This is a genomic window from Amycolatopsis albidoflavus, from assembly GCF_039525725.1.
Classification (GTDB): Bacteria; Actinomycetota; Actinomycetes; order Mycobacteriales; family Pseudonocardiaceae; genus Amycolatopsis; species Amycolatopsis albidoflava.
Map to the genome: position 1 here is coordinate 1 of NZ_BAAAHV010000027.1, position 24,367 is coordinate 24,367.

Annotated in this window: 18 protein-coding genes and 2 pseudogenes; 11 read left to right on the forward strand and 9 right to left on the reverse strand. The window is 64.8% G+C overall.

From position 1 onward, the window contains the following. Window positions 1-417 (forward strand): annotated as a pseudogene (locus ABD156_RS41615) (extracellular solute-binding protein); the annotation flags it as partial. A gap of 514 nt (window positions 418-931) precedes the next feature. Here ABD156_RS41615 and ABD156_RS41620 read toward each other — a convergent pair. Then, window positions 932-2,575 carry an amidohydrolase gene (locus ABD156_RS41620; protein WP_344287015.1) on the reverse strand — a complete coding sequence of 548 codons (1,644 nt, stop codon included), beginning with the start codon at window positions 2,573-2,575 and terminating at the stop codon, window positions 932-934. 534 nt (window positions 2,576-3,109) lie between these two features. Between ABD156_RS41620 and ABD156_RS41625 the strand changes: the two genes are divergently transcribed. After that, entirely contained in the window at window positions 3,110-4,390 is a 1,281-nt protein-coding gene (locus ABD156_RS41625) for an MFS transporter (protein ID WP_344286604.1), read from the forward strand. Window positions 4,391-5,276: 886 nt separating this feature from the next. On the opposite strand, the gene ABD156_RS41630 is transcribed toward ABD156_RS41625, so the two are convergent. The 3 genes from ABD156_RS41630 to ABD156_RS41640 form a co-directional block, all read right to left on the reverse strand. Then, complete coding sequence (locus ABD156_RS41630; RefSeq protein ID WP_344286605.1) at window positions 5,277-5,951, reverse strand: GOLPH3/VPS74 family protein; 675 nt, start codon at window positions 5,949-5,951, stop codon at window positions 5,277-5,279. Between the two features lie 13 nt (window positions 5,952-5,964). Beyond that, entirely contained in the window at window positions 5,965-7,416 is a 1,452-nt protein-coding gene (locus ABD156_RS41635; RefSeq protein ID WP_344286607.1) for an APC family permease, read from the reverse strand. A 1,024-nt stretch (window positions 7,417-8,440) separates the two neighbouring features. Continuing rightward, window positions 8,441-8,875 carry a hypothetical protein gene (locus ABD156_RS41640; RefSeq protein WP_344286609.1) on the reverse strand — a complete coding sequence of 145 codons (435 nt, stop codon included), beginning with the start codon at window positions 8,873-8,875 and terminating at the stop codon, window positions 8,441-8,443. 1,333 nt (window positions 8,876-10,208) lie between these two features. On the opposite strand from ABD156_RS41640, the gene ABD156_RS41645 reads away from it, so the two are divergent. The 3 genes from ABD156_RS41645 (at window position 10,209) to ABD156_RS41655 (ending at window position 12,626) form a co-directional block, all read left to right on the forward strand. Beyond that, window positions 10,209-10,676 carry a hypothetical protein gene (locus tag ABD156_RS41645; protein ID WP_344286610.1) on the forward strand — a complete coding sequence of 156 codons (468 nt, stop codon included), beginning with the start codon at window positions 10,209-10,211 and terminating at the stop codon, window positions 10,674-10,676. A gap of 544 nt (window positions 10,677-11,220) precedes the next feature. Continuing rightward, the gene (locus ABD156_RS41650) at window positions 11,221-11,871 is read left to right on the forward strand and encodes an amidase family protein (protein WP_344286612.1); all 651 of its coding nucleotides are present in this window, start codon (window positions 11,221-11,223) and stop codon (window positions 11,869-11,871) included. Continuing rightward, window positions 11,871-12,626 (forward strand): amidase family protein, encoded by a 756-nt coding sequence (locus ABD156_RS41655; RefSeq protein WP_344286614.1) that lies wholly within the window; start codon window positions 11,871-11,873, stop codon window positions 12,624-12,626. The genes ABD156_RS41650 and ABD156_RS41655 overlap by 1 nt, the downstream gene beginning before the upstream one ends. A 9-nt stretch (window positions 12,627-12,635) precedes the next feature. On the opposite strand, the gene ABD156_RS41660 is transcribed toward ABD156_RS41655, so the two are convergent. Beyond that, a complete protein-coding gene (locus ABD156_RS41660) occupies window positions 12,636-13,346 on the reverse strand; it encodes a substrate-binding domain-containing protein (RefSeq protein WP_344286616.1) in 711 nt (236 codons plus the stop codon). 27 nt (window positions 13,347-13,373) lie between these two features. Next, window positions 13,374-13,544 (reverse strand): annotated as a pseudogene (locus tag ABD156_RS47925) (LysR family transcriptional regulator); the annotation flags it as partial. Window positions 13,545-13,627: 83 nt separating this feature from the next. Here ABD156_RS47925 and ABD156_RS41665 point away from each other — a divergent pair. The 6 genes from ABD156_RS41665 (at window position 13,628) to ABD156_RS41690 (ending at window position 20,339) form a co-directional block, all read left to right on the forward strand. Continuing rightward, entirely contained in the window at window positions 13,628-13,870 is a 243-nt protein-coding gene (locus ABD156_RS41665; protein WP_344286618.1) for a hypothetical protein, read from the forward strand. A gap of 433 nt (window positions 13,871-14,303) precedes the next feature. After that, a complete protein-coding gene (locus ABD156_RS41670) occupies window positions 14,304-15,665 on the forward strand; it encodes an MFS transporter (protein ID WP_344286620.1) in 1,362 nt (453 codons plus the stop codon). A 586-nt stretch (window positions 15,666-16,251) separates the two neighbouring features. After that, window positions 16,252-16,479, forward strand: coding sequence for a hypothetical protein (locus ABD156_RS41675; RefSeq protein ID WP_344286622.1), 228 nt, complete (start codon window positions 16,252-16,254; stop codon window positions 16,477-16,479). 57 nt (window positions 16,480-16,536) lie between these two features. Continuing rightward, complete coding sequence (locus tag ABD156_RS41680; RefSeq protein ID WP_344286624.1) at window positions 16,537-17,709, forward strand: serine hydrolase domain-containing protein; 1,173 nt, start codon at window positions 16,537-16,539, stop codon at window positions 17,707-17,709. Between the two features lie 903 nt (window positions 17,710-18,612). Next, a complete protein-coding gene (locus ABD156_RS41685) occupies window positions 18,613-19,737 on the forward strand; it encodes a sensor histidine kinase (protein WP_344286626.1) in 1,125 nt (374 codons plus the stop codon). Beyond that, window positions 19,734-20,339: a response regulator transcription factor gene (locus ABD156_RS41690; protein WP_344286628.1), complete on the forward strand. Its 606-nt coding sequence runs from the start codon at window positions 19,734-19,736 to the stop codon at window positions 20,337-20,339. Before ABD156_RS41685 ends, ABD156_RS41690 begins: the two co-directional genes overlap by 4 nt. Before the next feature lie 1,310 nt (window positions 20,340-21,649). Here ABD156_RS41690 and ABD156_RS41695 read toward each other — a convergent pair. The 3 genes from ABD156_RS41695 to ABD156_RS41705 all read right to left on the reverse strand — a co-directional run bounded on the left by ABD156_RS41695 (window position 21,650) and on the right by ABD156_RS41705 (window position 24,354). Next, window positions 21,650-22,048 (reverse strand): hypothetical protein, encoded by a 399-nt coding sequence (locus ABD156_RS41695; protein ID WP_344286630.1) that lies wholly within the window; start codon window positions 22,046-22,048, stop codon window positions 21,650-21,652. Further along, window positions 22,041-23,342, reverse strand: coding sequence for a pre-toxin TG domain-containing protein (locus ABD156_RS41700; protein ID WP_344286632.1), 1,302 nt, complete (start codon window positions 23,340-23,342; stop codon window positions 22,041-22,043). The genes ABD156_RS41695 and ABD156_RS41700 overlap by 8 nt, the downstream gene beginning before the upstream one ends. A 487-nt stretch (window positions 23,343-23,829) precedes the next feature. Continuing rightward, window positions 23,830-24,354, reverse strand: coding sequence for a hypothetical protein (locus ABD156_RS41705; protein ID WP_344286634.1), 525 nt, complete (start codon window positions 24,352-24,354; stop codon window positions 23,830-23,832). Window positions 24,355-24,367 lie beyond the last annotated feature (13 nt).

Consider the following 24,367-nt stretch of genomic DNA (forward strand, 5'->3'; position numbering starts at 1 on the left):
GCGGGCTGGGTCGACGAGTGGACCGGGCAGAACAAGACGGCCGCGTCCGAGGGCGTGCTGCAGGGCCCGCTGGAAACCGCGACGTACCAAGGAAAACTCTACGCCGCGCCGAAGAACACCAACGTGCAATTGCTCTGGTACGACGACCGCCTCACCCCGACCCCGCCGAAGACGTGGGACGAGATGATGCAGATGTCGCAGCAGCTCAAGAGCCAGCACAAACCGTATTCCGTCGTGTTCACCGGCGCACAGTACGAGGGCCTGGTGGTCATCTACAACACGCTGGTCGAATCGCTCGGCGGGCACATCCTGTCCGACGACGGGAAATCCGTCGTGATGGACGAGGGCGCGGTGCAGGCGCTGGAACTGCTGAAGAAGGTCACGTCGTCCGGGATCACCGATCCGTCGCTGACGAACTGGTCGTTCGCCTACAGCCCGACGAACCCATGTACTCCCCGACTGTCGCCCGTGACAACGCGAACCATCGTTTCACCAGCCCGGTGACCAGACCCTGCGTCCGCACAAAGCCCCACCAGTTGCCGCCCGCTCAGAACCTTCTGCTCACCTGGGCGACGAACGCGTCTCCCCCGCCGACAGACCTCTAGTTCCCTCTGACCTGAAATGCGTTCGCCCACCGCGACGCCGAACGCTGCCCTACCCTGAACGCCTCTGCCACCTGGGCCTGAGCACGTCCGGACTCCACCTCCCGCCGCCGCAAATCCTTCCGCGACGCCGCGAAAACTCGCCGTGCACCGACTGCAGCCACCTTCACGCCACAACCAACGACCACACTTGAGCTACGCATCAAATAGGAGCGATGCTGTGGCAGCTGAATGACCGCGGTTGGCATTTACGGCGCAGGCGTGGGATCGCTTACATGCCCGGCAATGTTTCCCCGCCCGCGACGAGGTTGATTGCACGCTGCGGCGTGTCAACCCGCAGTGAAAACCGGTTGGCCAGCGAACCAAGTCTCCATAGCCCGGGTTTCGACGAGGCTGGCGGGGGGAACATCAAACGGATTCTGGTTGAGTACTACGAAGTCCGCCGATTTGCCGGCTGTCAGCGATCCGGTCACGTCGTCGACGCCCATCGCCTTCGCCCCGTTCAGCGTGAACACCGCGATCGCTTCCTCAAGCGTGATCGCCTGTTCCTCCCACAACGCACCCGCGCGCTGCCGGTTCGGATCCCGCCGAGTGACCAGGCCTTGGATACCTTCCCAGGCGTGCGGCGATGGACTGACCGGCCAGTCCGACCCGCCGGCGACCAGCGCTCCGGCATCGAGCAACGAACGGTTCGGGTGCAGGCGACTGGACAATGCGGAGGGCAGCACGGTGGCGATAGCGGCCGGGATGACGCCGGGCATCCAGAGGAACGGCGAGATGTCCGCCGCGACAGCGAGAGCGGCGAACCGCGGGACGTCGTCGGGATGCACGAACTGGCCATGCGCGATCTGAAACTTCGAGTCCCAGTTCCCATCCTGCCGTACGACCTCGATGGCGTCGAGCGCGACACGTACAGAGGCGTCCCCGGTGCAGTGGATCTTCGCGCCCAGCCCGGCGGCGGCGGCCAGGCGCAGCCAGCGCACTAACTCACCGGGCGACATGGTGGTGCCGCCGCGGTGGCATGCTCCTTGTGTCTCATCAGGAAGATAAGGCTCGAGGAACGCCGCCGTGCGCGTGGGCGGCACTCCGTCGAGGAAGATCTTGACGAAGTCGGGGCAATGATGCTGACTTCGGTACTGCTCGCCGACTGCGATCAGAGCCTCCCCGGCAAGGTCGAATCCGAAGATCTGGTCGTTGATCAGCATGGACGTGACCACCCATGCGGACAGTTCTCCGGCGGTGTCGAGCGCGTGCAGCGAGGACAGGATATCCGTCGATACCGCTGCATCTTGAAAGGCTGTGATTCCATGGGTGTGCAAGATCTCGATTGCCCGCCGGGACGCGGAGACGTGCTGACCTTCGGTGAGGCATTGCGCCGCTCGCGCGATACGTTCCGCAGTCCGGCCCGCAGCCTCCAGCAGCAGACCGGACGGTTCGCCACTTGTGCGATCGCGCACGATGATCCCACCGTCCGGGTCGGGAGTGTCCCGGTCGATGCCTGCGAAACGCAGTGCCGCGGTGTTCGCCCACCGGTTGTGCCCGCTGTCGTCGGCGAGCAGCACCGGCCGATCTGCAGCCACCGCGTCCAGGGCGTGGCGAGCCGACTCGCGGGACACGGCTTCAACCAGCGTGGAACCCCATCCGTGCCCGATAACCCATTCGTCGGGTGCGAGCGTCGCCGCCCGCTCCCGCACGGCGGTGAGCACCTCGCCGAAACCGAGATCGGCGGACAGCGACAGTTCGAACAACTCGGTCTGGCCGGCCCGGGAGTGGTGGTTGTGCACGTCGACCAATCCGGGCATCACGAACGCCCCGCCCAGGTCGCGCACTTCGGTGTCCTTGCCTCGATGTTCTGCGACGTCGTCGCCCACAGCCAGCACCAGGCCGTCGGCGACGGCGACCTCAGCAGCCCACAGCTTTTCGGCTGAGACGGTGTAAACCGTCGCATTGGTCAAGATCAAATCCGCGCTCACCACGCACCTCCGGTGTCTACAATGGCGATTTTCATGGTTTTTGTCTTGGCCAGCGTTTCTCAATCCGCCGGCTGCTCACGGATATCGGCCGACCTCTGGCCTTGCAGCGCCGACCGCGTCCGATCCCTGCCCTTCCCGATCGAAAGAGGAAACCAGATTCGGACCGTCAATACGGCGAAGAGCAACAAAGCCTCGCCGAGCGCCTCGGCCGGATCCGCCTAATTCTTTGCAGCCAGGGGGTGCGACTCGACTGGATGACAACGACGCAATTGCACTCCCGGCGTTCCGCCAAGCTGGCAATCACGGACAGCATTTGCAACGCTCAGCCTTCAGCAACCGCGCTTCCGCAGTGCCGACTCAAGATCACCACGCGGATCAGTCATCGTCACCGCCGCCGGAGCGGTATTGCGGGGAAACACAAACGCCTTGCCGGGAAGGACAAGAGCTTTGAACTCATGACTGCCTACTTTGCTAGCAATTAACAGGTGTGTCCGGCACTGGTGCCGAACGGCGTACAGCAAGGGCGGAGTAGCAGTGCGCAAGGAACATATGCCCACACGGGCCGAAGAACTGTCCATAATAGACTTAGAGCGGCCGGTCGGCACAGGGTTCGTGGCGGCTTATGCGCTCGCGACATTGGGTGTCTACATCACGATGCTGACGCCGGCGTCGATCAGCCTGTCGCTGCGGGTTGCCCAGCTTGCCCCCCAGGACGCCGCAGGGTCGCTCGCGACGATCGCTTCGATCGGCGGAGTGTTCGCGCTGATCGGCAATCCGCTGTTCGGACTCATGAGCGACAGGTGCACATCCCGGCTCGGAAGGCGGCGCCCGTTCATTCTCGGCGGACTTGTCGCCGCAGTTCCCGCAGTGACGATAATGGGTCTTGCCCCGAACCTGACCGGAGTGACCATCGCGTGGTGCGGCGCGCAGCTCGCGATCTCCGCAGCACTCGCAGCGACCACTGCGGTGCTGGCTGACCGGGTCCCGGTGCGGCAGCGCGGCCGCATGTCCGGCCTGGTCCAAATCGGGATCTACATCGCGATCTTGTTGGGCACGTTCGTGGTTCAGCTCGTGCCCTCAGCACCGGTGCCGATGTTCCTGATCCCCGCGCTGCTCGCGGTGGCGCTGGCCGCTCCGCTGATAGCGGTGCTCCGGGAACCCGTACTCGACCGCGCCGACGTGCCGCGCGTTCCGTTGCGCTCGCTACTGAAGGGTCTCTGGGTCTCGCCCCGGCGACACCCGGACTTCGGATGGGCCTGGCTCTCGCGATTCTTCGTCTACATGGCAGCGTACGTTCCCACGACGTTCCAAGCACTGCTGGCGATCGACCGGCTGCACATCGACGCGGCCGGTGCGGCGCGCTTCGTATTCCTTTCCGCACTGATATACACCGGAGGAGTCGCAGGGGGGTCCCTGGTCTCCGGTCTGCTCTCCGACCGGTCGGGCCGTTACAAGCCCTTCGTGGTATTCGCTGCGGTCGTGTACGGGATCGGCATGCTGGGAATGGCATTCACCACGACGTCAACGTTCCTGCTAGTCGGCTCACTCATCGCCGGAATAGGCATGGGCACCTACGCTTCGGTCGACCTCGCGCTGATCACGAGGGTGCTCCCGCACCGCGGCAGTGAGGACGCCAAGGATCTGGGGTTGTTCCAGGTCGCGATCGCGCTGGCGAACTCGGTGGTACCAGCCATGGGCCCGGTGCTCCTGGCTATCGGTGGTTCGGGCGCGAACTTCGCCGCGCTGTTCTGCACTGCCGGCCTTCTCGCCGTAGCCGGCGCACTACTCGCACTGCCGATCCGAAAGATCCGCTGAACCGCCACCAAGCACTCACCGGCCCACGCGCCTCAAATGGCGGCATGCTCCGGAAACACTTTTATGACAGGGCAGAGGCTGTCGACCAAGCGCATAGCAGGTCGCATTCGTCCTCCGGAACACCATGCTGTGACCGACTACTCCGCGCACATCCCGTTCCTGCCCGCAAGCGCCGACCAACTGTTACCGCTTCGGTCCCGATCTCGCCCGGGAACCACGGGAGCAGAACCGCAAAGCTGCCCCCGATAAATGATCAAACCAATCCAGCCGGTGGATTCGGGCTCAGACAACACCGGAAGCGGCGTCCATCGACATCTTTCGTTTCGGCCAGGACAACAGGATCGCCGAACACTGGGACGTGGCCCAGAGTAATCCGGCTGTTACAGTGAGCGGCAACACCGTGCGGAATGACGAGTGGCAGCCGACTCCACGCCGGTGAAGGGACAAGCCATTGAACGCCGTGCCCTGTTACCTCCTGGTCTCGGTAATCGCCGGAGCCACACGGCAAGCCGCAGCTGGCGTTTTTGTGCTTCACACGAGCAGGTCTTCGGGACCGCTCGAAGCGGTGCATCTTAGCCGTGGCGTGCGGCTGAACCGAGAACAGTTGCACGCGACGATGCCCGGGCACCAGGGTGTCGCGCTCGCACAGGCGGAATCGCCCAGTTTCCGAACCCAAGAAAACGTATTCAACAAAAGACGCTCACGAAGTCCGGAAGAGATTACTCGAGGCGGGAAGCCGAATTTCCAGTAGCCTCAGGAAGCACCGTCGCCGTCCTCTTGCTTGCCGATCGTTCCCGCCTTCCCATCATTCCGACAGAGTTTTTCACTACACCGACGAAACCATCATGTCTGCACAGTGCGACTTCCCGTACTCTGCAGATTTCTGTCAGCGACGGACTTTGAGCAAAAGGGCCGCACCAACGGCTTCGATTCCGGTCACGAACCCAGGCATCTCATCCGGAAGCGATTGCGCAGCAGATTCGATAGAATTGCGCCACTTCGCTTTGCTTTCCGCCTCGTCATTCAAGACCTGTTCGATGCCCAGCGCGCAGAGAATCGCCGCGAGCGCAACAGTTCCGATCTCGGGTTCGACGGAACTTCGCAGCATGCGCTCGAACTGCAGCCGGGGACCGACGGCCCGCCTGAGATCAACCCCGGGAAACCGGTCGGGCATCCGGTGCAAGACGCGGCGCTTGCCGGACTCACGCCGCACGACCGCTTCGGTGACCAAGCTGCGGGCGACCAGATCGAAAAGGGTTTCGCCGAGCGTTTCAACCCAGCTGCGGACCGCATACGCTTTCTTCTGACGCCGGACCATCTCGACAACGAACGCGCCGATCTCGTCGGCAGCCGAGTCGAGGCGAGATCCGGCGACGACTATACGGTCGCCTTCGAGGGCAAGGCAGCGAGCAAGGATCAGATCGGCAAGTGCAGCAGCCGCTACCCCGCATCGCAGCAGCTCCGGACCTGCCGCTGGCCGACCGGTGAACGAATCGTGCAGGAGCAGGAACATCTGTTTGGCCAGCATCCGATGGGGCATCGACGCGCAGATTCCTTCCACGGAAAGCTCCCGCTCAGCGCGAATGCCTGTGCCGTCGCAGTTTGGGACCGTACTCGATTGCCGACTCCTCCGGATCCGGTTCAAGCGCGATCTGGCCTATCATCCGATAGGCACGAGGGTGGCGGCCGCGCAAGCGCTCGGCCCGCGCCAGCCCCGCGAGCGCGGCCGCCAGCACTACCCCTGGCACGATCCAGCGGAGCGGATCGCTAGGCGAGACAGCCAGCATCAGGTCGAAGTTCGCGATCAGCAGGATCACGATCGCGACGAGCAATACTGTAGCGACTGCCGGTGCGACGAGCCGTTGCCATGAATTGGCCGAGTCTCGTCGGCTCCGGAAGAAACCGATCACCGCCGCCGAGGTGCCAGCCATCAGCACCACGATTCCGACTGCGGAAAGCCCGCTGCCCCAGGTGAACAGCTCCAGCACTGGTTCGACCTGGAAGAGCGCGCACAACAGCACCGCAACCAGAACAAGCACGCTCTGGGCCGCCGAACCGACCACCGGCCCGCCTGAACCGGCACCGACCCGCGCGAACGCCGAAAACAGCACCCGCTCGCGCCCCAACGCGAAAAGGTAGCGGGCCACCCCGTTGTGAAAACTCACGATCGCAGCGAACACGCTGGTCAGGAACAACACGCTGGCGATGTCGGCGACGGCAGCCCCCCAGTGCTGGGCCAGGCCGCTGAATACCAGACCGGGTCCGTTCTTCGCGGCGGCCTGTTGAAGTCCTGCGGTGCCGACCGAAACGGTCATCGCCCATGCGGACAGACCGTAGAACAGGCCGGTGAACGCGAGTGCGGCGAACGTGGCCCGGCCTACGGTGACGCGTGGATTGCGGCACTCTTCGCTGTAGATCGCACTGGACTCGAAGCCGATGAAGCCGGCGACCGTGAACGCGAGCACCGCGCCGACACCGGGAACGAACAACGCAGCAGGATCCAACCCCGTGAAGGAGATCTCCCCGCCGACGGGGTGGGCGATGGCACCAAGGTCGTAGATGGCAACCACCGCGCATTCGGCGACCAAGAGAACTGCGAGCACGCCAGCGTTGAGATCGACGCGCAGCACACCGAGCGTGCCGGAGGCCAGCAGCGCTAGCAGCGCAAACGACCACCACGGCAGGTCGAGGCCGACTCGCATGGCCAAGTCGGCCAACGACTCCCCGAACAGCCCGTAGAGACCGACTCCGATGGCGATGTACGCCACTAGCGCCACGAACGATCCGGCTACCGCCCAGCGCGGCCCCAGCCCCTGGGCGAGATACGAGTAGAAGGCGCCGGCATTTCCAACGTGGCGGCTCATCGCCGCGTAGCCGACCGCGAACAACGCGAGCGCGGCGGCCATCAGGAGAAATGACAACGGGACGCCCATGACACCGCTCACCGCGAATGTCGTCGTGACGCCGCCGCCGAGCACGGTCAGCGGCGCCGACGCCGCAACAGTAAAGAACACCAGATGAATCACCCCCAGCCGCCTTCTCCGCAGCTGTGGCACGAGATGAGGTGTCGACATTCGCAGGCTCCAGAACAGGTCGCGCGAAACAAACGAGCTGCCCGACGGCACCGCAGTCGCCAGGCACCTTGTGGCTAGTCGGCGCACTAGCCTCGGCAGGGCGATCATTCCGAAACTCCACGCCAGCGGCCAGGGAAATCATGGAATCAGCCGTTCTAAGGGCATCGAGTGGAAGAATCCGCCCAACGTGTTCCTGGGAGTCGCCACGAGCGGCTGCCCGCTCCGAAATCTGTTCGATAGGGGCCGAGGAACGAGCGGCACGGTCGAATCCTCTCGGCTCCGACACCTGCTGTTACGCTCAATGCGCTGGCGCGACGTAGAAACACGAGGAAGACCGTCGTGTCACGTATCCGGCGCGGGACTTCCGCTCCGATATTCGCTCGGCAGCGGCACCGCCTGGACGAGCGGGATGCAGCGGCGCAGCGGGGGCGGGTGCCTCGGGACGTGCCGCCCCGGTCCGCCTTGCCGACGAGTGCTTACTTGTCGGCCGAGTTCTCGCACCCGGGAAGAACTGAGTTGCCAGAATGCTCCAGGAGCTTTAGGCGACAACGAGAACGGTCGAAGGCCGACTTGCGCGGCACGGCCGCTCTGGACGCCCGAGACGCTACCGGCCAGAGGTCGCAGTCCGAGGCACCTGCCACGCCACCAGCATGGCAGTCGGCCGGTCAACATAGTGCCGTGACGCTGGAACGGCCGCAGCTGCAGCCGTCGCCGTATCAGACTGGCCAGAGTTCAGCCAGGCACCGAAGTCCGGCGTTCGGCCATCACCTACGACCGGTGACGAGCATTGTCGACGAACCCGATGACGGCAGCGAAACCCTGTCGGGGGCTTGCCGAGCACGCGCGTCCGACTCGGTCGTACGGCTCCAGCATGGTGTTGAACACCGACGGCATTCGTGCTGCCTCTTACGGCGCGCATCCTCGTTCAGCGTTGCCGGGCAGGCTGCGTCCGGCCGGCGATCAGATACCCGGCGCATCATGCCGAAGCAGCGCACTGACCGTCGAAATCCGGATCGGCCAGCTGGTGATGCAACCAGGCATCCACCTCGCCTCTCCAATGCCTCTCAACCGGCAACGCATCGGCGCGAACCGTGGTCAGGCGCCAGGCGAATCCCGACGTGGTGCTGACGGCCATGTCGTGAAGGTGCTCCTCGACAAAGCGTCGGACCGCGAGCAGCTCCTGATTGTGGCTGGCTCGAGCGAGAACGTTGACTGTTCGTCCGACGTCGTGTCGCACATGAAGTGGCGCGTCGCTGGGCGCCGTCGCCAGGAGCAGGTACGGATCATGGATCCACCATTCGGCGGTCACTGTCAACCGCCGGAACTCGCTTCGCGACGACGGCAAAGCTGCCGCGGTGCGGACAATCTGCGGCCGCCGGTCGATGAGGTAGAAGCGGTTGCGCGCAGGCACTCTCAGCCCTGCGGAGTCCGGCCGGTGCCTGACAACGGCTATGTGCCGACCGGCGAGTCAGGCGCTGACGCGGGCGAGCGCAGGATTCTCCAGGTAGCCGAGAACTGGTCGCGCATCGGAGCGGAACTTAGGCACTGCGGACCATCCCTTCGCAGGCGCTCTCGTGGCCCCGACGACCGACGACGACAGCCTCGGCGAAATCGACGCGGGTGGACGCACGCCCCCGCGACGGAACAGGCGTTCGCACCGCGGCGTCCGCGATGATGAACTCGAGCAGACGGATCGAACGGGCTGCCCGAAAGACATCGCTGCTGCCACCTCTGATCGACACACATCGCCTCACGGGAGACCGGCCCGACGATGAACAGCGCGAACCGCACGCGTCGGTGATTGATACCGGCCTCACAACAGATGACTGAAGCGAGAGCCCGCATCGACTGCCCCCCTTCCCTCGCAGCACAGGAAGGCGCACGTCGGGCCGTCGCGGGACCCCGGCGGTGTTCGGCCTTCGGCCCCTCCCGCAAACCCTTTTTGCGCACGGGTAGAACCCACATCCCGGCCTACATCGAACTCGCGCAAATTCGTCTTCGGGACGACCCACGCGGCACCCGGGACCGCCGCGAACGTGCTGGAAACCGAGAGGTGGAAGCCGACCAGCGCCGAAGGGGTCGCTAACCGGTTCTTCCCTCCTGGCATGAGCTCCCATTTCCTGACCGGCCACGATGCCCGCCGAACTGTCGCCACATGTACCGCCTCGGGCACAAGCTAAGCACCCGGAGCGCGGCTCCCGCCACCCCGATGATCCATCTCACCCAGAATCGGCGGATTATTCGATCGAAACGAGTTTGGACGGCTGATTGATTAACAATCCAAAGACAGCGACTCGTGTGCGTATACTGAGTCAGCCAGATTCTGAGATGTGATTTTGTTGTCGGCGCACTTAACGGACTGGATTCATTTTGGACTCACGCCCCGCACTGCGGGCTGCTCGAAGTGCAGCTGGTTTACTGCAGTCTCCGGACGCTGATCACCGGAGCTGTCGTCTCGCTGAGCCTGCCCGCTGCCCCGGTGCGGGCATCAGCACCGCTGACCGAAGGCAAGGGCGGCAGGATTCCGCACCGGTTCCACTTGGTGCCGCATCCGTTCGGCAGCCAGACTCCTCGTTCCGACTGTCGTCGGCCCATCCGTCTTCCGCATCGAGTGCTGCCGGACCTGCAAGGCAATGCCGCCTTGATTACTGGCGGCTCATGTTCCCCTGGCTCGGCGTTGGACCTGAACACCCGACCTCGTCCTGGCGGGGAGCGTCGCTGCGGATCCGGAAAGGCGGACAGAAATGAGGGTGCTTCGAGAGATAGGCGGGCATGCGGCCAAGCCGACAGCGGCGGCGATCCGGTCGTTCATCGCGCCGAGACCATACGACCGCAGGATGTTCGGCCTGAACAGTCGCGGATACGAGCGGGTCTGCTCGCACTGCGATGAACCCGCTTTCGCCATGCTGCCCACTTCGCACACCAGCAAGCTGAGGAAACGACGGTGGAACGCGCTTTGCCAGCTCCACGACCGCAGGCATCGCTGGCTCCACGACCGGGCAGACCAGACTTGGTGGTATCTGCCGCCGCCCCTGGCCAACGATGCCAGGTTCTGGTGGTATCTCGAGCGGGGACCGGCCCTCAACTACTTCCTGCGGCCTGTTGACGACACCCAGTTCATGGACACTGGAGAGGTTTTCCTGCACCGGGCGCGTCTCGTGGTCGAACGTTATTTCGCGAATCGCTACCGGCGTACTGCCGATCCTGATTGATCCGTTTCAGCGCAAGCTGCCGATTACATCCCTGACGCCGGGAGCCGTGGGGTGCACCTGGTCGCGGCAACGATGCGTCGCGGTCGCCGTCCAGGTGCCGCCAACGGCCGCTGGGGCTTGCGGCGGTCAGCGGGTAGGCCGACTTGTATTTCACTACGACACAGCTCCTGCTGGTCTCCGAATGCGGCAGTCCTCCTTCTCCCCCGATTTCTCCCAATGCCCCGCCATCGCCGACGTACATAGCACCCGCACGCACTGCACCGTCGCTCGGCGCTGTGCGGCGAGACGATCCCGGCGAGCTACCCCGAACAAGACATCAGCGTCCTGTTTTCCGATCCTGCTGAATCCTCACAGCTGCGGGAGCGTTTCGCGGGGGAAACCCTGGAGGAGATTATCCGCTCCGCTTATCACGTAGATCCCGGGGTGCGTTCTTTTTGGGCCCGCCATCAACCTCGGCCGGTCTGCCGCGGCAACCCGCACGATCGAAGACTGCAACTTCATCCTGCGCAACATTGCCGCAGCATGCACCAAGAAAGGATCCGGCATGACTCAACAGCTGTGGCGGCTGACCGCGCTAGAGGCAAGGACAGCGATCCTCAACGGGTCGCTGTCGAGCAAGGAGGTCGTTCAGGCTGCCCTCGACCGCATCGCCGAAGTGAACCCAGCCGTGAACGCACTTGTCGAAGTCGACGGGGAACATGCACTGGCCGCGGCGGACCGAGCAGACGGCGCGCTCCGCCGCGGCCAGGCGCTGGGAGCGCTGCACGGCCTCCCAGTCGCCACCAAGGTGAACTCGGACCAAGCAGGACATGCGACCACCGACGGCGTGGTCGAGTTCCGCGACCGCGTCGCCGCGGAGGACAGTCCGGTCGTCGCCAACCTGCGCAAGGCGGGCGCGGTCATCGTCGGACGCACCAACACTCCTGCCTTCTCTCACAACTGGTTCACGGACAACGACCTGTACGGGGCGACCATGAACCCTTGGAACCGGCAGCTGACACCTGGCGGGTCGAGCGGTGGAGCCGCAGCAGCGATCGCTACCGGCATGTGTGCGCTGGCGCAAGGAAACGACTTGGGCGGTTCCGTGCGATTCCCGGCCTTTGCCTGCGGGATCGTCGGCCTCCGCCCGACCGTCGGACGAATTCCGTCGCACCTGTCGAAGCCAGAACCGCTCCCCCGATCACCTCTCAGTTGATGGCAGTGCAAGGACCGTTGGCCCGGACCGTCGCCGACGTGCGCGCCGGGTTGGAGGCGATGGCCGCCGACGACAGCCGCGACGCGCTGTGGGTGCCCGCGCCGTTGGAAGCGCCACCGCTCCCCACTCCAGTCCGAGCGGCAGTGTGTCCCGACCCGTTCGGCGATGCCAAACCCGAGATCAAAGATGCGGTGACTGCCGCAGGCACATGCCTGGCCGACGCTGGATACCAGGTCGATGAAGAGAACCTGCCCAGGATCCGCGAGGCGGCCGACCTCTGGCACCGGCTGGTGCCCAACGTCGACCGGTTCGGCCTGGAGGAGCAGTTGCGACGCTTCGGCGACGAACGGGCACGGCGCAACTACGACGCGCATTTCAGCTACGCCCCGCAACTGGACGCCGAGGGCGTACTGCGGGCGCTCCAGTATCGGATCTCGCTCATCCGGGCTTGGCAACTGTTCCTCGACGTGTATCCGATTGTCATCTTGCCGGTCTCCCACGCGCCTCCGTTCCCCATCGCTGTGAACCAGACGACCGACACGGTCATGCAACACCGCATGATCGACTCTCAGCGCAGCCTCGTCGCGACCGCCGCGCTCGGGTTCCCTTCGGTCGAGCTGCCGACTGGGCTGACCCCGCACGGCCCAGTCGGCGTTCAGGTGCTCAGCCGCCGATTCCGCGAAGACGTGTGTTTGAGGGCCGCAGAAGCGATCGAGGCACGCGTCGGCAGCCTGACCCCGGTCGACCCGGCCTGAGCTCGGGCGTCATGGATTGCTCGGCAATTCGCAGTGACGGTGAAGGAAGAACAACTCGATCCGCCTTGCCAAGTCCTCGATGACGTGCAGGGCGTGGTGCTGCGGGTGCCAAGCCATGAAGAACCGCACGGCCAATGCCGTTTCCGGTCGGTCGGGTTCTTCCCAGACATCGACTGGATAAGCACCGTGAGCGGGCGGCGATGCCAGCACCGCCACGCCCTTTCCCGCTGCGGCATTCGCGATCGCCGTGCTGTTGTCGTCGCACTCCCGTATCGACCGGTAGCTCAGGCCAAGGCGCGCTCGGGCAGCGTCGAGTAACCGTCGGCCGACCGCTTTCTCCGAACTGGCGATGAGCGGATGCTCAAGCAGGTCCGCGACTCCGATGGCCTTCCGCCGTGCTTGTGCCCACGCGTGATCCGCCTGGACGAACGCGCGCAACGGCATTCGGCCGACCACTCTGCGGTGGAACTCGGGTGCCGGACCAACCGGGGAGATCACCGCGTCGACGCCGCCGCGCAGCATGACGTCCAGCGCAAGGTGCTCCGCAGATCTCGGCTCGATAAATGGGTCTTCCGGGAGCAGCGTGGCGACGAACGGCGCCAGCAGACCGCTGACGATCGGAGCGCTTGCGGCAATGGAGAACCGCCGTACCGACCCGGTGGCAAGATTCGCCACCGCATCCGAGAAGTAGTCCGCCTGAACGACGAACCGGCGCGCCATCCGAGCCACCTCAACGCCGGCCGGCGTCAACTGCAGTCGCTTGCGGTACCGCGTGAACAGCTCCAGCCCGAGTTCGCGCTCAAGTGTCTGGACCTGCCTGCTCAACGCGGGCTGCGCGATGCGAAGGCGATCCGCCGCGGCGCTGACCGTGCCCGCGTCGACAACGGCGAGGAAGTATCGCAAGCGATGCAGGTTCATGCCGCGGCATCATGCCTCCACGGCATGAAAGATAGCAAGTATCGGTGTTGGCGGCGGGACACGCCTCGCCATAATTTCATTGCATGAATTCCGCTGCACTCGGCGACGCGCGCCCCTCTACCTTCGGCGAGACGATGCGCGTGCCGTTGGCCGGACCTCACGCGGCCGTTGACCTGCTGCTCGACGATGCCGGCATTGCACACCTGTACCCGACGTCGATGGAAGGGCTTCGCGATACGCATGGAATCGATGTACCGCACGCCAGGCAGCGCTGCTGCACGAACTCCTGCCGCAGCAGGTCTCAGCCGAACCGCTCGATCGACTGACGCCGAATCCAGTTCTTATGCCGACAGCCGTATCACGTCGGCCTTGGTCCAGGCTCTCGTGGACGCCCAAGGTCGCCTGGACCCGGTCCTTACGAAGTCGCTGAGTTCGCCGTTCGCGGATGTCTCGGGTCTGCTCAGCACCGATCCGGCTGGCTTGCCATAGGGCCGTTCCGACAGGGCCAGCGTCGCGATCCGCTCGCAGCGCACGTGAGCGACTAGCGCACGACGATTCCACCGCGATCGACGCGCCCGGGCAATCCGGTCGCCCTAAAGGCCCGCACTGCCAGGATCTTCACCCGCGTTGCGCAGTACCCCTGCACGACCGCAGCGAGGCCGCGGAACGCCACGGCACTGCGCTTCCGGCTCATTCCTGGCTGACCGGCAGCAGAGCGAGATTCCTGCGGCACCACCGCCGACCAACGAAGGGCCAACGATGTCCACTTCACCCGATGCATCGACCGAATCCGCCGAGCTGCCGCCTGCCGCGCGGAGACGGCTTCTGGCCGCGACTTTCACCGGCACTGTTCTCGAGTGGTACGACTTTTTCATCTACGCCGCCATGTCGGCTCTCGTCTTCGACAAGCTATTCTTCCCTGCTCTCGGGCCGACCACTGGTTTGCTCGCCTCGTTCGGAACCTTCGCCGTCGGCTTCGTCGCTCGTCCGCTGGGAGGATTGGCGTTTGGGCGCATTGCGGACAGCCGCGGACGCAAACCGGCGCTCGTCTTGTCGATGCTCGTCGTAGGTGCGGTCACTGTGCTCATCGGTGTCCTGCCTACCTATCACGACATCGGCGTGCTGGCACCCGTCGCGTTGGTCGTGCTCCGGTTCTTCCACGGATTCGCGCTCGGCGGCGAGTGGGGCAGCGCGGCGAGCCTTCTCGTTGAGCACGCACCACCCGGCAAACGCGGCGCATACACCGCGTGGCTGCAGTTCGGGTCCGCCGCTGGCAACATCCTCGCGTCCGTCACGGTGCTTCTCATGACTGCTCTGCTCTCGACCAGCCAGATCCTCGCCTGGGGGTGGCGCATTCCGTTTCTCGTGAGCTTCGTCATCGTCTTCATCGGAATCTATGTCCGGAGGAACCTTCCGGAAAGCCGTGCCTTCACACACGCCGCCGCGACGGCACCGGATCCCGCACCTCTGAGAGCCGTATTCCGCGAGAACTCGCGATCAGTACTGACCGTCTTCTTCCTGCATGTCTCGCAGTCGACTCTGACCTACCTGATCACCTTCACCATCGCGCACACCACCGGAGCCCTCCAGATGGACCGGCCCGCCGTACTGTCTGCCATCCTGATCGCGCAAATGGTCACCACGCCTTTCTTCTTCACCGCGCGGCTGGCAGACCGGATAGGCGCGGCCAAAGTGTACATCGCGGGCACCTTGGCGATGGCCGCGTTCGCATTCCCGTTCTTCCTGCTGATCGACACGGGGAGCCTTTTCTTGACATTCGTTTCGATTGGTGTCGTCTGCCTTCTGATTTCGGTCTTGTACAGCGTCCAAGGCAAGTACTACACCGAGATGTTCACGGTCCGACGCCGCGCCACCGGCACCGCGATAGGAGTACAACTCGGATCCATCGTCGCCGGCCTGATGCCAACGATCGCTGTCCTCTTGGTCACCCTGGGCGAAGGTTCGACTTGGCTCGTGTCCCTCTATCTGCTCGGAACGAGCCTGCTCGGAACAGTTGCCGCCCTGTCCACTCAGTGGCGCGCCGCCTCTGCGGACACGCCTTCGAGGCAGACACGAACCAGATCGGCGGATTCACCACGCAATCGCCGCAGGATCGGCTGATCCATGAAGATCTCGTCAATCCGATGCCGACACTCGGATCATTTTTGCACTAAGACCGAGCTCGGGGATCCGCTGCGAGTCGCCACTTAGGAGCGAGCCATGCTTTTCCGCATACCCCGCCGGGCACGACGCCTCATCCTGCCTGCCGCCACCGTCAGCGCGGCGCCGGTCTTCGCCGCGTGTTCGGGTTCTCCCGCCAGACCGAACGGCGCTGGGCGGGGCCGCCCACTAAACCTGGAGTACTCGACCTCGCCGTCGACGCTCGATCCCGCCGCCGGATCGGCGGTGGACGACTACATCGATGCGAACCTTCTGTTCGCGACAGTGACAGACCGGGATCTCGACGGCACCACGATTCCCGGTCTGGCCTCCGGCGGGAAGACGCGCTCGGCGTCAGACTACCTGCTGACCATTCGCCGTGACGCGACCTGCTCGGATGGCACGAAGATCACCCCAGCCGCCGTCGCGAACTCGTTGAACTACTACGCGGACAAGACCACAACCCCGCCGCACCCCGCCGCCGCCCAGGCGTTCGGAACGGGGGAAGCCGACCATCGCCGCCGACGACTCGGCAGGGACCGTCACCGTGACCCTGGCCCAGCCCAACAGCGATTTCCCGGCAGCGCTGTCGATCCCGCAAGCAGGTATCATCTGCCCGGCTGGACTCGCGGACAAGGCCGCGCTGGCCGCCGGGCCAGCCAAAGGCGCGTTCTCCGCGCCCTACGCCCTCAGCCTGGTCACCGCCCGGGACGTGACGCCCGCGACACCAGGACACAGCATCAGCAACTACTCCACACTTCGGGTCACGAAGTGACCAGCTCCACCGCCGGCTGATCCACGCCGACGACACGCCCGGCCCGAAAGGACGGAAGTGCCCAATCCAACCTCCTTCGAACAGCAGTTCGGATTCCTACGCAGCGCCGTCACCCTGACGAACTGGCGCACGCCGCCGTTCTCCCAATGGTCGTTCCAGCACGTTTGGGAACTGATCCCCAGCGCGCTCATCAAAGCTTCGCCAGACCTCGCCGAAAACGCCCTAGTCGATTTCGGCAGCCTGCTCGAAGAAAATGTGCCGCTCTCCCGGGGACCAGAAACCGTCGCAGCGTTCCTCGAACGCTCCCATACAGACGCCCTGTCCGTCATGAAGGGAGGCCGGTTCGCCGGAGACTGGTTCGCAGCGCACATGCCGCCCGGCAGTCGCCACATCGCCTTCTCCGTCAGCAAGTCCCTGACGGCGGTCCTGGCTGGGATCCTCGAAGGCGAAGGGATCTTCGACTCCGCTTCGCCGGTAGCCGCTTATCTCCCGGAATTGACCGGCTCCGCGTACCGAAACGCGACTGTGCGCCAGGTGCTCGACATGACAGTCAGCCTCGACTTCGACGAAGACTACCTCGATCCGGAGAGCGCGTTCGCCCGTTACCGCCGGGCGACGCTGTGGAACCCCGGCGGCAACGCCGAAGGGCTGGAGGAGTTTCTGCTCTCCCTCGAGCACGGTACCGAGCCGCACGGCGAAACCTTCCGGTACCGCTCCCCCAACTCCGACCTCCTCGGCGTCCTGCTCGAACGCGCCACCGGCACACGGATATCGGAACTGTTCGCCGAAAAACTGTGGCTGCCACTCGGTGCCCGCACCGACGCCGCCGTCACCGTCGACCGAGCCGGCACCGCCCGCACCGCGGGCGGCATCTCGCTGACGCCACGCGACCTCGCCCGCGTCGGCGAGATGATGCGCCAAGGCGGAAGCGCTTACGGCCGCCAAATAGCGCCGGAAGCATGGGTCCACGACACCACGACGGGAGGCAGTCCCGAAGCGTGGAAGCGCGGCGACTTCGTCGGCCTGTTCGGCGAAGGACGCTACCGAAGCCAGTGGTACCAGAACGGCAAAGGCTCCTACTGCGGCATCGGCATCCACGGCCAATGGCTGTTCGTCGCCCCGGCGAACAAGGTCGTCATCGTCAAGATGGCAGCGCAGCCAACCCCGGTCGACTACCTGCTAGACCACGACAATATCGCCTTCTTCGAGTGGCTGGCAGAGACCGTGTGACCAGAACACGCGTCAACCACCCGCAAGCGGTCACGTTCACCGGATATCGACGAACCGGACACGATCCCCCTTGAACAGCCGCGATCTCCTCGCCGCAACAGGGCTGCCTGCGCGCGCGATCACGCTCCTGCGACTTGTCTCCGGATGCCTGACCGTGCTCGATTCCGACAAGGTCCGACCGCGGCAGCACGCAATTCCGCCGAAACTGCCGAGACTGCCGCGGATACCGGTCCACAGTGCGCATCGGGAACCGCGTGGATCCTCGTCAAACGGTCATGCCCAGACAGCCGATCGCGGCGAACGACCCTGCCGCCCGCTCATCGACCGATAGCTTTTCTCACCTTGCCCAGCCGCCTCTCCAGCAGGCCGGTCTGGATGTTGCAGACAGACGTCAAACCAGCGGGAGACCTTCCCCGACAGCGCGACCAGCATGGCGGATCAGGCCGCGGCTGCCCGTCCGCCATGCCCGACGGGCAGCACGAATCCCGTCACACTGCGCAGCAAGCGATTCCCCGGAACAGGCACGGCGCGCACGTTGCAGCTCGTTCCCCCCGCGACCGAAATTCAGGATGTCAACAAAGCAAATTTCGGCCGCCCGAAAAGTATCCTTCTAGTAACCGATCATTGCATTACGGTGGCACTGACTCGTCCACCGCATGCCGGCACTCTGCAGAATTCTCCCCGCTTGATAGTTAACCCGGTCACAGCTCGCGGGTGATTATTCACCCGATATCAGGTTGACGGCGGAGAACCCGGATATCGTTCCGCAGTCGGCAGCCAGCAGCTGCCAGTACAACGGGATCCCCTCGAACAACGAGCGGCCCGGACACGCGAGGGCGGATAACGAGAATGGCACAGAGATCCCTGAGACCACAGGCGCGCAGAACGGCTGCAGCCCGATCGGTGGCGCTCGCCTGCACGGGCGCCGCGGTGCTGGCGACCCTCGTGGTGTCGGTGCCGACGATCTGGTCGCTGGCAACGGGCCGCCACTATTCTGCAGCGGTCCAGACCGGGTTCCTGATGACCGCGGCGACCATGGCCCTCTGCGCGGGCATCGTGCTCAGAAATCGCTCAGCACTGCGCCCGACTGTCATGTTCGGCCTGCTCGGCTTCCAAGCAGCAGTGACGCTGCCCCCGTTCCTGTGGTTTGGCGACCACTGGCAGGGCGCAGACCTCCTGCTGGGCTGGACGGCGCTGATCGCGATCCGAGGGCCGTGGTCTTGGCTGTTCTTCCTCGCCGTCGTCTGCCGTGCTTCGATCATGTGGTCAGCCTCCGCCTGGACAGCGAACGTCTACGCCGCCGTCGTGATGCTGCTCTCCGGGCTGGTGCTGCAGAGTCTGGTCAGGATCAGCGATCTCGCCGGCGAGCTCGCCAACGCCCGGAGCTACATCGGCGGCCGCGCGGCCGCCGATGCCCGCGCGGACCTCTCACGCGACCTGCACGACGGTCTCGGCCACAGCCTCGTGTCGATCATCCTGCGCGCCGAACTCACCCGACAACTGATCCCGGACGCATCGTCCGCGGCCCGTCACGAACTGCGCGAACTTCACTCAACCGCCGAGAAAGCGCTCGCCGAAATGCGCTCGATCGCACGAAACGCCAAGCGCGCCAGCTTCGAGCACGAACTCGCAAGCGCGACCGGGCTGCTCGAAGCTGTCGGCACCCGGTGCGACGTCCGCATCACCGACGCACCGGACAACCGTTCCGAGCAAACCCTGTCCTGGGTGCTGCGCGAAGCCGTCACGAACATCGTCCGCCACAGCGAAGCGACCGTGTGCACCATCGCCGCAGGGCTCGAGAACGGATGCTTCCGGCTCAGGATTTCCAACGACCGTGCCCTCCGCTCGGAAATCTCTCCCGGTGGACAGGGACTGGAGGACCTGGCCTCCCGGATGCAGGACTGCGGCGGCTCACTCGCCTACGGCCTCGAAGACGACCGGTTCGCCCTTGAAGCAGTCCTCCCCCCAATGCCCGAGTACGCTCTGAACGACCTCAGGGCGGCGGCGCTGGAAGGTGCATCGTCATGATCCGGGTACTGGTCGCCGAGGACATGCGCGTCGTCCGCGAAGCACTGGTCGTGATGCTCAGCCGCGAGCCTGAGCTTGAAGTCGCAGGCCAGGCCGAACGCGGCGACGAGGTTCTGGCGCTGGCCGAGCGGATCCGCCCCGATGTCGCGGTCCTCGATCTCGGCCTGCCCGACGAAGACGGCCTGGAAGTATCAGCCAAGCTGCGCCATACGTTGCCCGGCTGCCGAGTACTTGTGCTCACCGCGCACGAAGGCCCCGGAAAGGTTCGCGAAGCTCTGGCGATCGGCATACGCGGCTTCCTTCGGAAAGGAGCATCGGCCGCCGAACTCGTCGACAGCATCAGAAAAGTGCACGCAGGCCAGCGCGTCATCAGCCCGGACCTGGTCGCAGCAGCCATGGAAGTCGGAGACAACCCGCTTACGCCACGCGAACGGAGCGTTCTGCAACTGGCCGCGCATGGCCTCAGCGCCAGTCAGATCTCCGGACGTCTTCACCTCGCCGAAGGCACCGTGCGCAACAACCTCACCCGGATCATCGCCAAGCTCCAAGCCCAGAACTGGGTCGACGCAGTCCGCGTCGCAGAACGAATCGGATGGATCTGAAAGCACCTCGTCGAGCGCTCTGCCGCCGATCTGGCGGCGGGTCGACGACGAAACGCAGCGTTCCGCCGAGTCCTCGCAGGCCGGAGCAATCCCCAGCCCATTACGGCCAATACCCTGCAACCAGCGAGATAGACATCCTGCCGACGTCAGCCTGTCGAATCCTCCGGTGCCTTCTCCCGCCGTTTATCGGTCGCAACTCACTCGGCACGGGATACGTGCTGATCGAGGAAGACTGCGGCAGGTACGGATTCACTCTGGCCGTTGAGCAAGGATTCCTCGCCGCCCTCAGGAAGGACCGCCCCTAGGCGGGTTGACGCCCTGGCCGCCACGGGGTTGACCGTCGTGGCCGCTGCCGCGGCAAGGTTTCGCAGTCCGAACGCAGCTCCGCTCCGCGTCGTACCAAGAACATCCGCCAACGCGTCACTGACGGAGGCAGACCCACGGCACGGCGATGCTGGCACCGGGTCGCCCAGTATCCCGATTTCCGCTCCAGCCGCCGATGTCGTGGCGGCTTTCGCGAGCAACACAGGCCCGCGTCCGTTGGCCAGGACGACCCGCGCGATCGCCGTCGCCTGTCCCGGTGCTCGGATTGCCCTGCCGCTGGCAGCCCGCGCGCAGCCGCAGCGATTCTGCGTGGACCGATCGTGGAGCATCGGATTTTCCGGCTCTCCAACAGCCGCCATCCGCCAAACACCGCCGAAGCCACCCATGCAGCGGCGATTGCCAACCGAGTCCAGGCCCCGAAGGCCCTGGGGAACACCGGCTGTGCCCGAGCGATGCCCGCGAGCGCGGTATTGCGCAGGAACGGGCGACCTCCGGCACGAACAGCGTCCAGCACTCCGGCGAACACCGACGCGGTCAAGCAAACCGGGGAAGGCCTGCGCGGTCGGCCCGTGTCGACACCAGCCGACGCCATGCCCCACAACGGTTTTCCGAGCCAGGTCCGTACCTGATCCAGATGCCCGATACCTCAGCGGATCGTCCCGTCCGCCAACCCGGCCGACGCCCGCGCGAACAAGGACACTGCCAGCAAGTGGTCTCGAACTCCGCGACCTCATCCCGCGTCGCCTTCAGCCGCTGCTCACGCAGATCCCGCACCGCCGCCGAGGTCAACTCGAACCTCCCCGCCGTCACCAGAACAGGACACTGCCCGGTTGAGACAAGATCGTTTCAGAGAACCTGAAGAACCACCGCAGCGGAGTCATACGCCGGCTCCGCGTAAACGTCACGTTCCTGGCGGGCACGGCCCCACAGTCCCCACTAGAAACGCAGAACTCACGGAATACCGGACAGTGTCGGCAACACCCGTCTCATCGGACGCGTTGTTTGCCTTTCGGGGTGCTGGCGAGCCAGCACAAGCCCCCCCGGGCGAACCAGGCGACGGCTTGGCAGTCACGGACGACACGGACTACGGTGTCCTCGATGGTTGTGGCGGGCCATGGCTCGAAGCCGGTGTTGCCGATCTCGCCCACGACCATCAAGTCTTCGCGGAGCAGGAAGTCGAGCACGGAGGCGAAGAACTCCGCGAAACGGTCGTCGGTCTCCGGCATGACCTGGATGGCGTTCGCGATCAGCGTGTCGACCGGGACCCAGTCGTCGAGTCCTTCATCGAGCGTCGGGGCGACGGCCCGTTCGATCTCGAGCAATTCCGGCGTCGGCACCACGGCCCGTTCGATCTCGCGCAGTTCCCGCACCCGCTGCTCATCCATCCAGGTGCACCTTCAGCCTCGTCTTGCTGTCCGGAAAAATGTCAATGGTTTCGCCGCCGGTGTCGGAAGTCAGGCGCCATTGGGCAGTGACGCCTGCACCGAGATCATACACCTCAGGGATCTTGTCACCGCGCGACGGGAGTTTCTGCGCACCTGTGGTCCAGTAGTCGAACAGTGTCCTCAGTTCGGAGACGGTACTCACCACCCTCACTGTTTTCTGCCGACCCGGGGGCAGCGCGTCGAATGCGACACGCCAGTCTTTGGCACCGTTCTTCGCCGCAAGCTCAAGCCCGCGGGAGACCTTGGTTGCTTTCTCGACGGCGGTGAGTTTTTTGAGGGCGCCGCCGGCGATCGGGACGGCGGCCATGGCGTAGAGGGCGCGTTCGAAGCCGTCGAGTTCCTGCTGGGTGAACGCGTCCTTTCCGGCGATCGCCTCGACCGCGCTCTTGATGCTGCCGACCCCGGGGAGGAAGTCCGTGATCGTCGACAGGACCGCCGCGACGTCCGGGTTGAGCGAGCCCGAGCGGGTCGGGTGGCCGAAGGCCTCGTCGAAGTCGAATTTGATGCCCTTCAGCGACAGCCCGCCCACCGGCATCCACGGCGTGGTCGTGAACGTGTCCAGGGTCCGGTTCGCCCCGGCGAGGATCGCGTTCGCCGCGGCCAGATCACGCTTGGCACCGGCGAAACTGCGGTCGGCTCGCGCCATGGCGGTGCGGATCTGGGCGGCGCTGTCGGTCAACTGGGCCGCGGCCTGCGCGATGCCGGCCGCGGTGGCCGCAAGGCCGCGGTTGTTGGCTTCCAGCGCGGCGACGTCGATGTGGATGTCCAGGTCCGGCAGCGCGTTGAACCGCGCTACGGCCGTCTTGGCGATCGAGGCCAGCTCGGGCAGCGACTTCACCACCACCGTCGTCGCGACCACGGCGTCGCGCAACTGCTGCAGCGACTCCTTGCCGAACCGATCGAGGGCCTGGCCCGCGCGGGCGGCGTCTCCGGCGTCGAGCGCCTTCCCGGCCTCCTCCAGCGTCTGGGCAGCCTCCTTGAGCGCGTGGCCGGCGACCTGGGCGGCGCCCTGGCGCAGATGCCCGAGCACCAAGCCGCCCAGCCGGGTCCCGGCGACCGCCTTGCCCACTACGAGCGCCGCCTTGGCCCGGTCGGCGGCCTTGCACACCGCCAGCCCCGGATGCCGGTCGCAGAGACCCGCCGCCTGGGCAGGGGCCACCAGCAGCATCGCGACAACCACGACGACAAGGCCGACGATGCCCCCTCGCCGAGCGACCTGAACACGGAAACGCACCTGCACCCCTCCCTAAATCCTGCATCACGGCAAAATATGTAAAATATGCCCACAGAAAACGGCAAGCAAAAATCAATCTTTTACATCAAAAAGCATCGACGATGCTACATAAAAACAGTCGGCGCGCACCACGAATGAAATGCGGTAAACCGCAGCCAAGAAGCGCCAGAGACGTCCTCGCTTCCTTCCCATTATGAGCCAACCCCCCAGGCCGCAATAGTGCAAAGAGTCACGTCTCTGCTGTGAAAATCTCATGCACCCGGACGCTGCCAGGGCACCAGAGTCTCGCCGGCGTCGAGCACGATCTGAGGCCTGCGCCTGCACGTCGCGGCCGTCGCTTCAGCGGCAAGCCAGATGCCGCTCCCCGGCACCGACGAGGCGCTGAACCCTCAGGATTGGCGACGGTCGCGGACGGGCAGAAATCAGGCGGCTCCAGCTACTGAATCCCAGTCCGAGTGCGCCGACGGGCACCGCCAGCCTGGAATGATCAGCCTGGCCCGACCATTTCCGCACCGTTGATCAGCAATGACAGGAACCCCATGGCACCAGTGCGAAAGGCTACCGCGAGCGCGTACCCGATGGCGGCGTCAGCCGGTTCGGTGTCGTCGCGATTGACCAGCCATTGCACCAGAAAATCGCCGTCTTCGTCATCCATAGAAGGTTCGAATATTCTCCTTCCGTCGCGGATCAGCTGACTGGTGGCGATTGAATTCGGCGCGAACCGGTATCGCTTGCCCGCCAGCTTAAGGTCGACCCGGTACGAACCCCTCGTCCATTTTCCCGCCCCTGGATGAAGATTCGCCGCTCTTCCGCCGACAGTCATCGTCAGCTCGCCGGCTTCCCTGGTTCCAATGGGAACGAATCGATTTAATGTCGCATTTGGCGCGCGGACTATGGATACCGTGGGCACCAGATTTCCGAATACTTCGACCAAGCCATCAGTGTCATTGGTATGAATATTCAGCTCGCCATAGAACGCATCATCAACGGTACAGCTTGCAATTAGTGGCATTCGAATTTACCCT

What these genes read in the sequence shown, in the direction of transcription:
- ABD156_RS41645 (WP_344286610.1), top strand. Translation starts at nt 10,209, where the DNA reads ATGAGGGTGCTTCGAGAGATAGGCGGGCATGCGGCCAAGCCGACAGCG.
- ABD156_RS41650 (WP_344286612.1), top strand. Translation starts at nt 11,221, where the DNA reads ATGACTCAACAGCTGTGGCGGCTGACCGCGCTAGAGGCAAGGACAGCG.
- ABD156_RS41655 (WP_344286614.1), top strand. Translation starts at nt 11,871, where the DNA reads ATGGCAGTGCAAGGACCGTTGGCCCGGACCGTCGCCGACGTGCGCGCC.
- ABD156_RS41660 (WP_344286616.1), bottom strand. Translation starts at nt 13,346, where the DNA reads ATGGCGCGCCGGTTCGTCGTTCAGGCGGACTACTTCTCGGATGCGGTG.
- ABD156_RS41665 (WP_344286618.1), top strand. Translation starts at nt 13,628, where the DNA reads ATGAATTCCGCTGCACTCGGCGACGCGCGCCCCTCTACCTTCGGCGAG.
- ABD156_RS41670 (WP_344286620.1), top strand. Translation starts at nt 14,304, where the DNA reads ATGTCCACTTCACCCGATGCATCGACCGAATCCGCCGAGCTGCCGCCT.
- ABD156_RS41690 (WP_344286628.1), top strand. Translation starts at nt 19,734, where the DNA reads ATGATCCGGGTACTGGTCGCCGAGGACATGCGCGTCGTCCGCGAAGCA.
- ABD156_RS41695 (WP_344286630.1), bottom strand. Translation starts at nt 22,048, where the DNA reads ATGGATGAGCAGCGGGTGCGGGAACTGCGCGAGATCGAACGGGCCGTG.
- ABD156_RS41705 (WP_344286634.1), bottom strand. Translation starts at nt 24,354, where the DNA reads ATGCCACTAATTGCAAGCTGTACCGTTGATGATGCGTTCTATGGCGAG.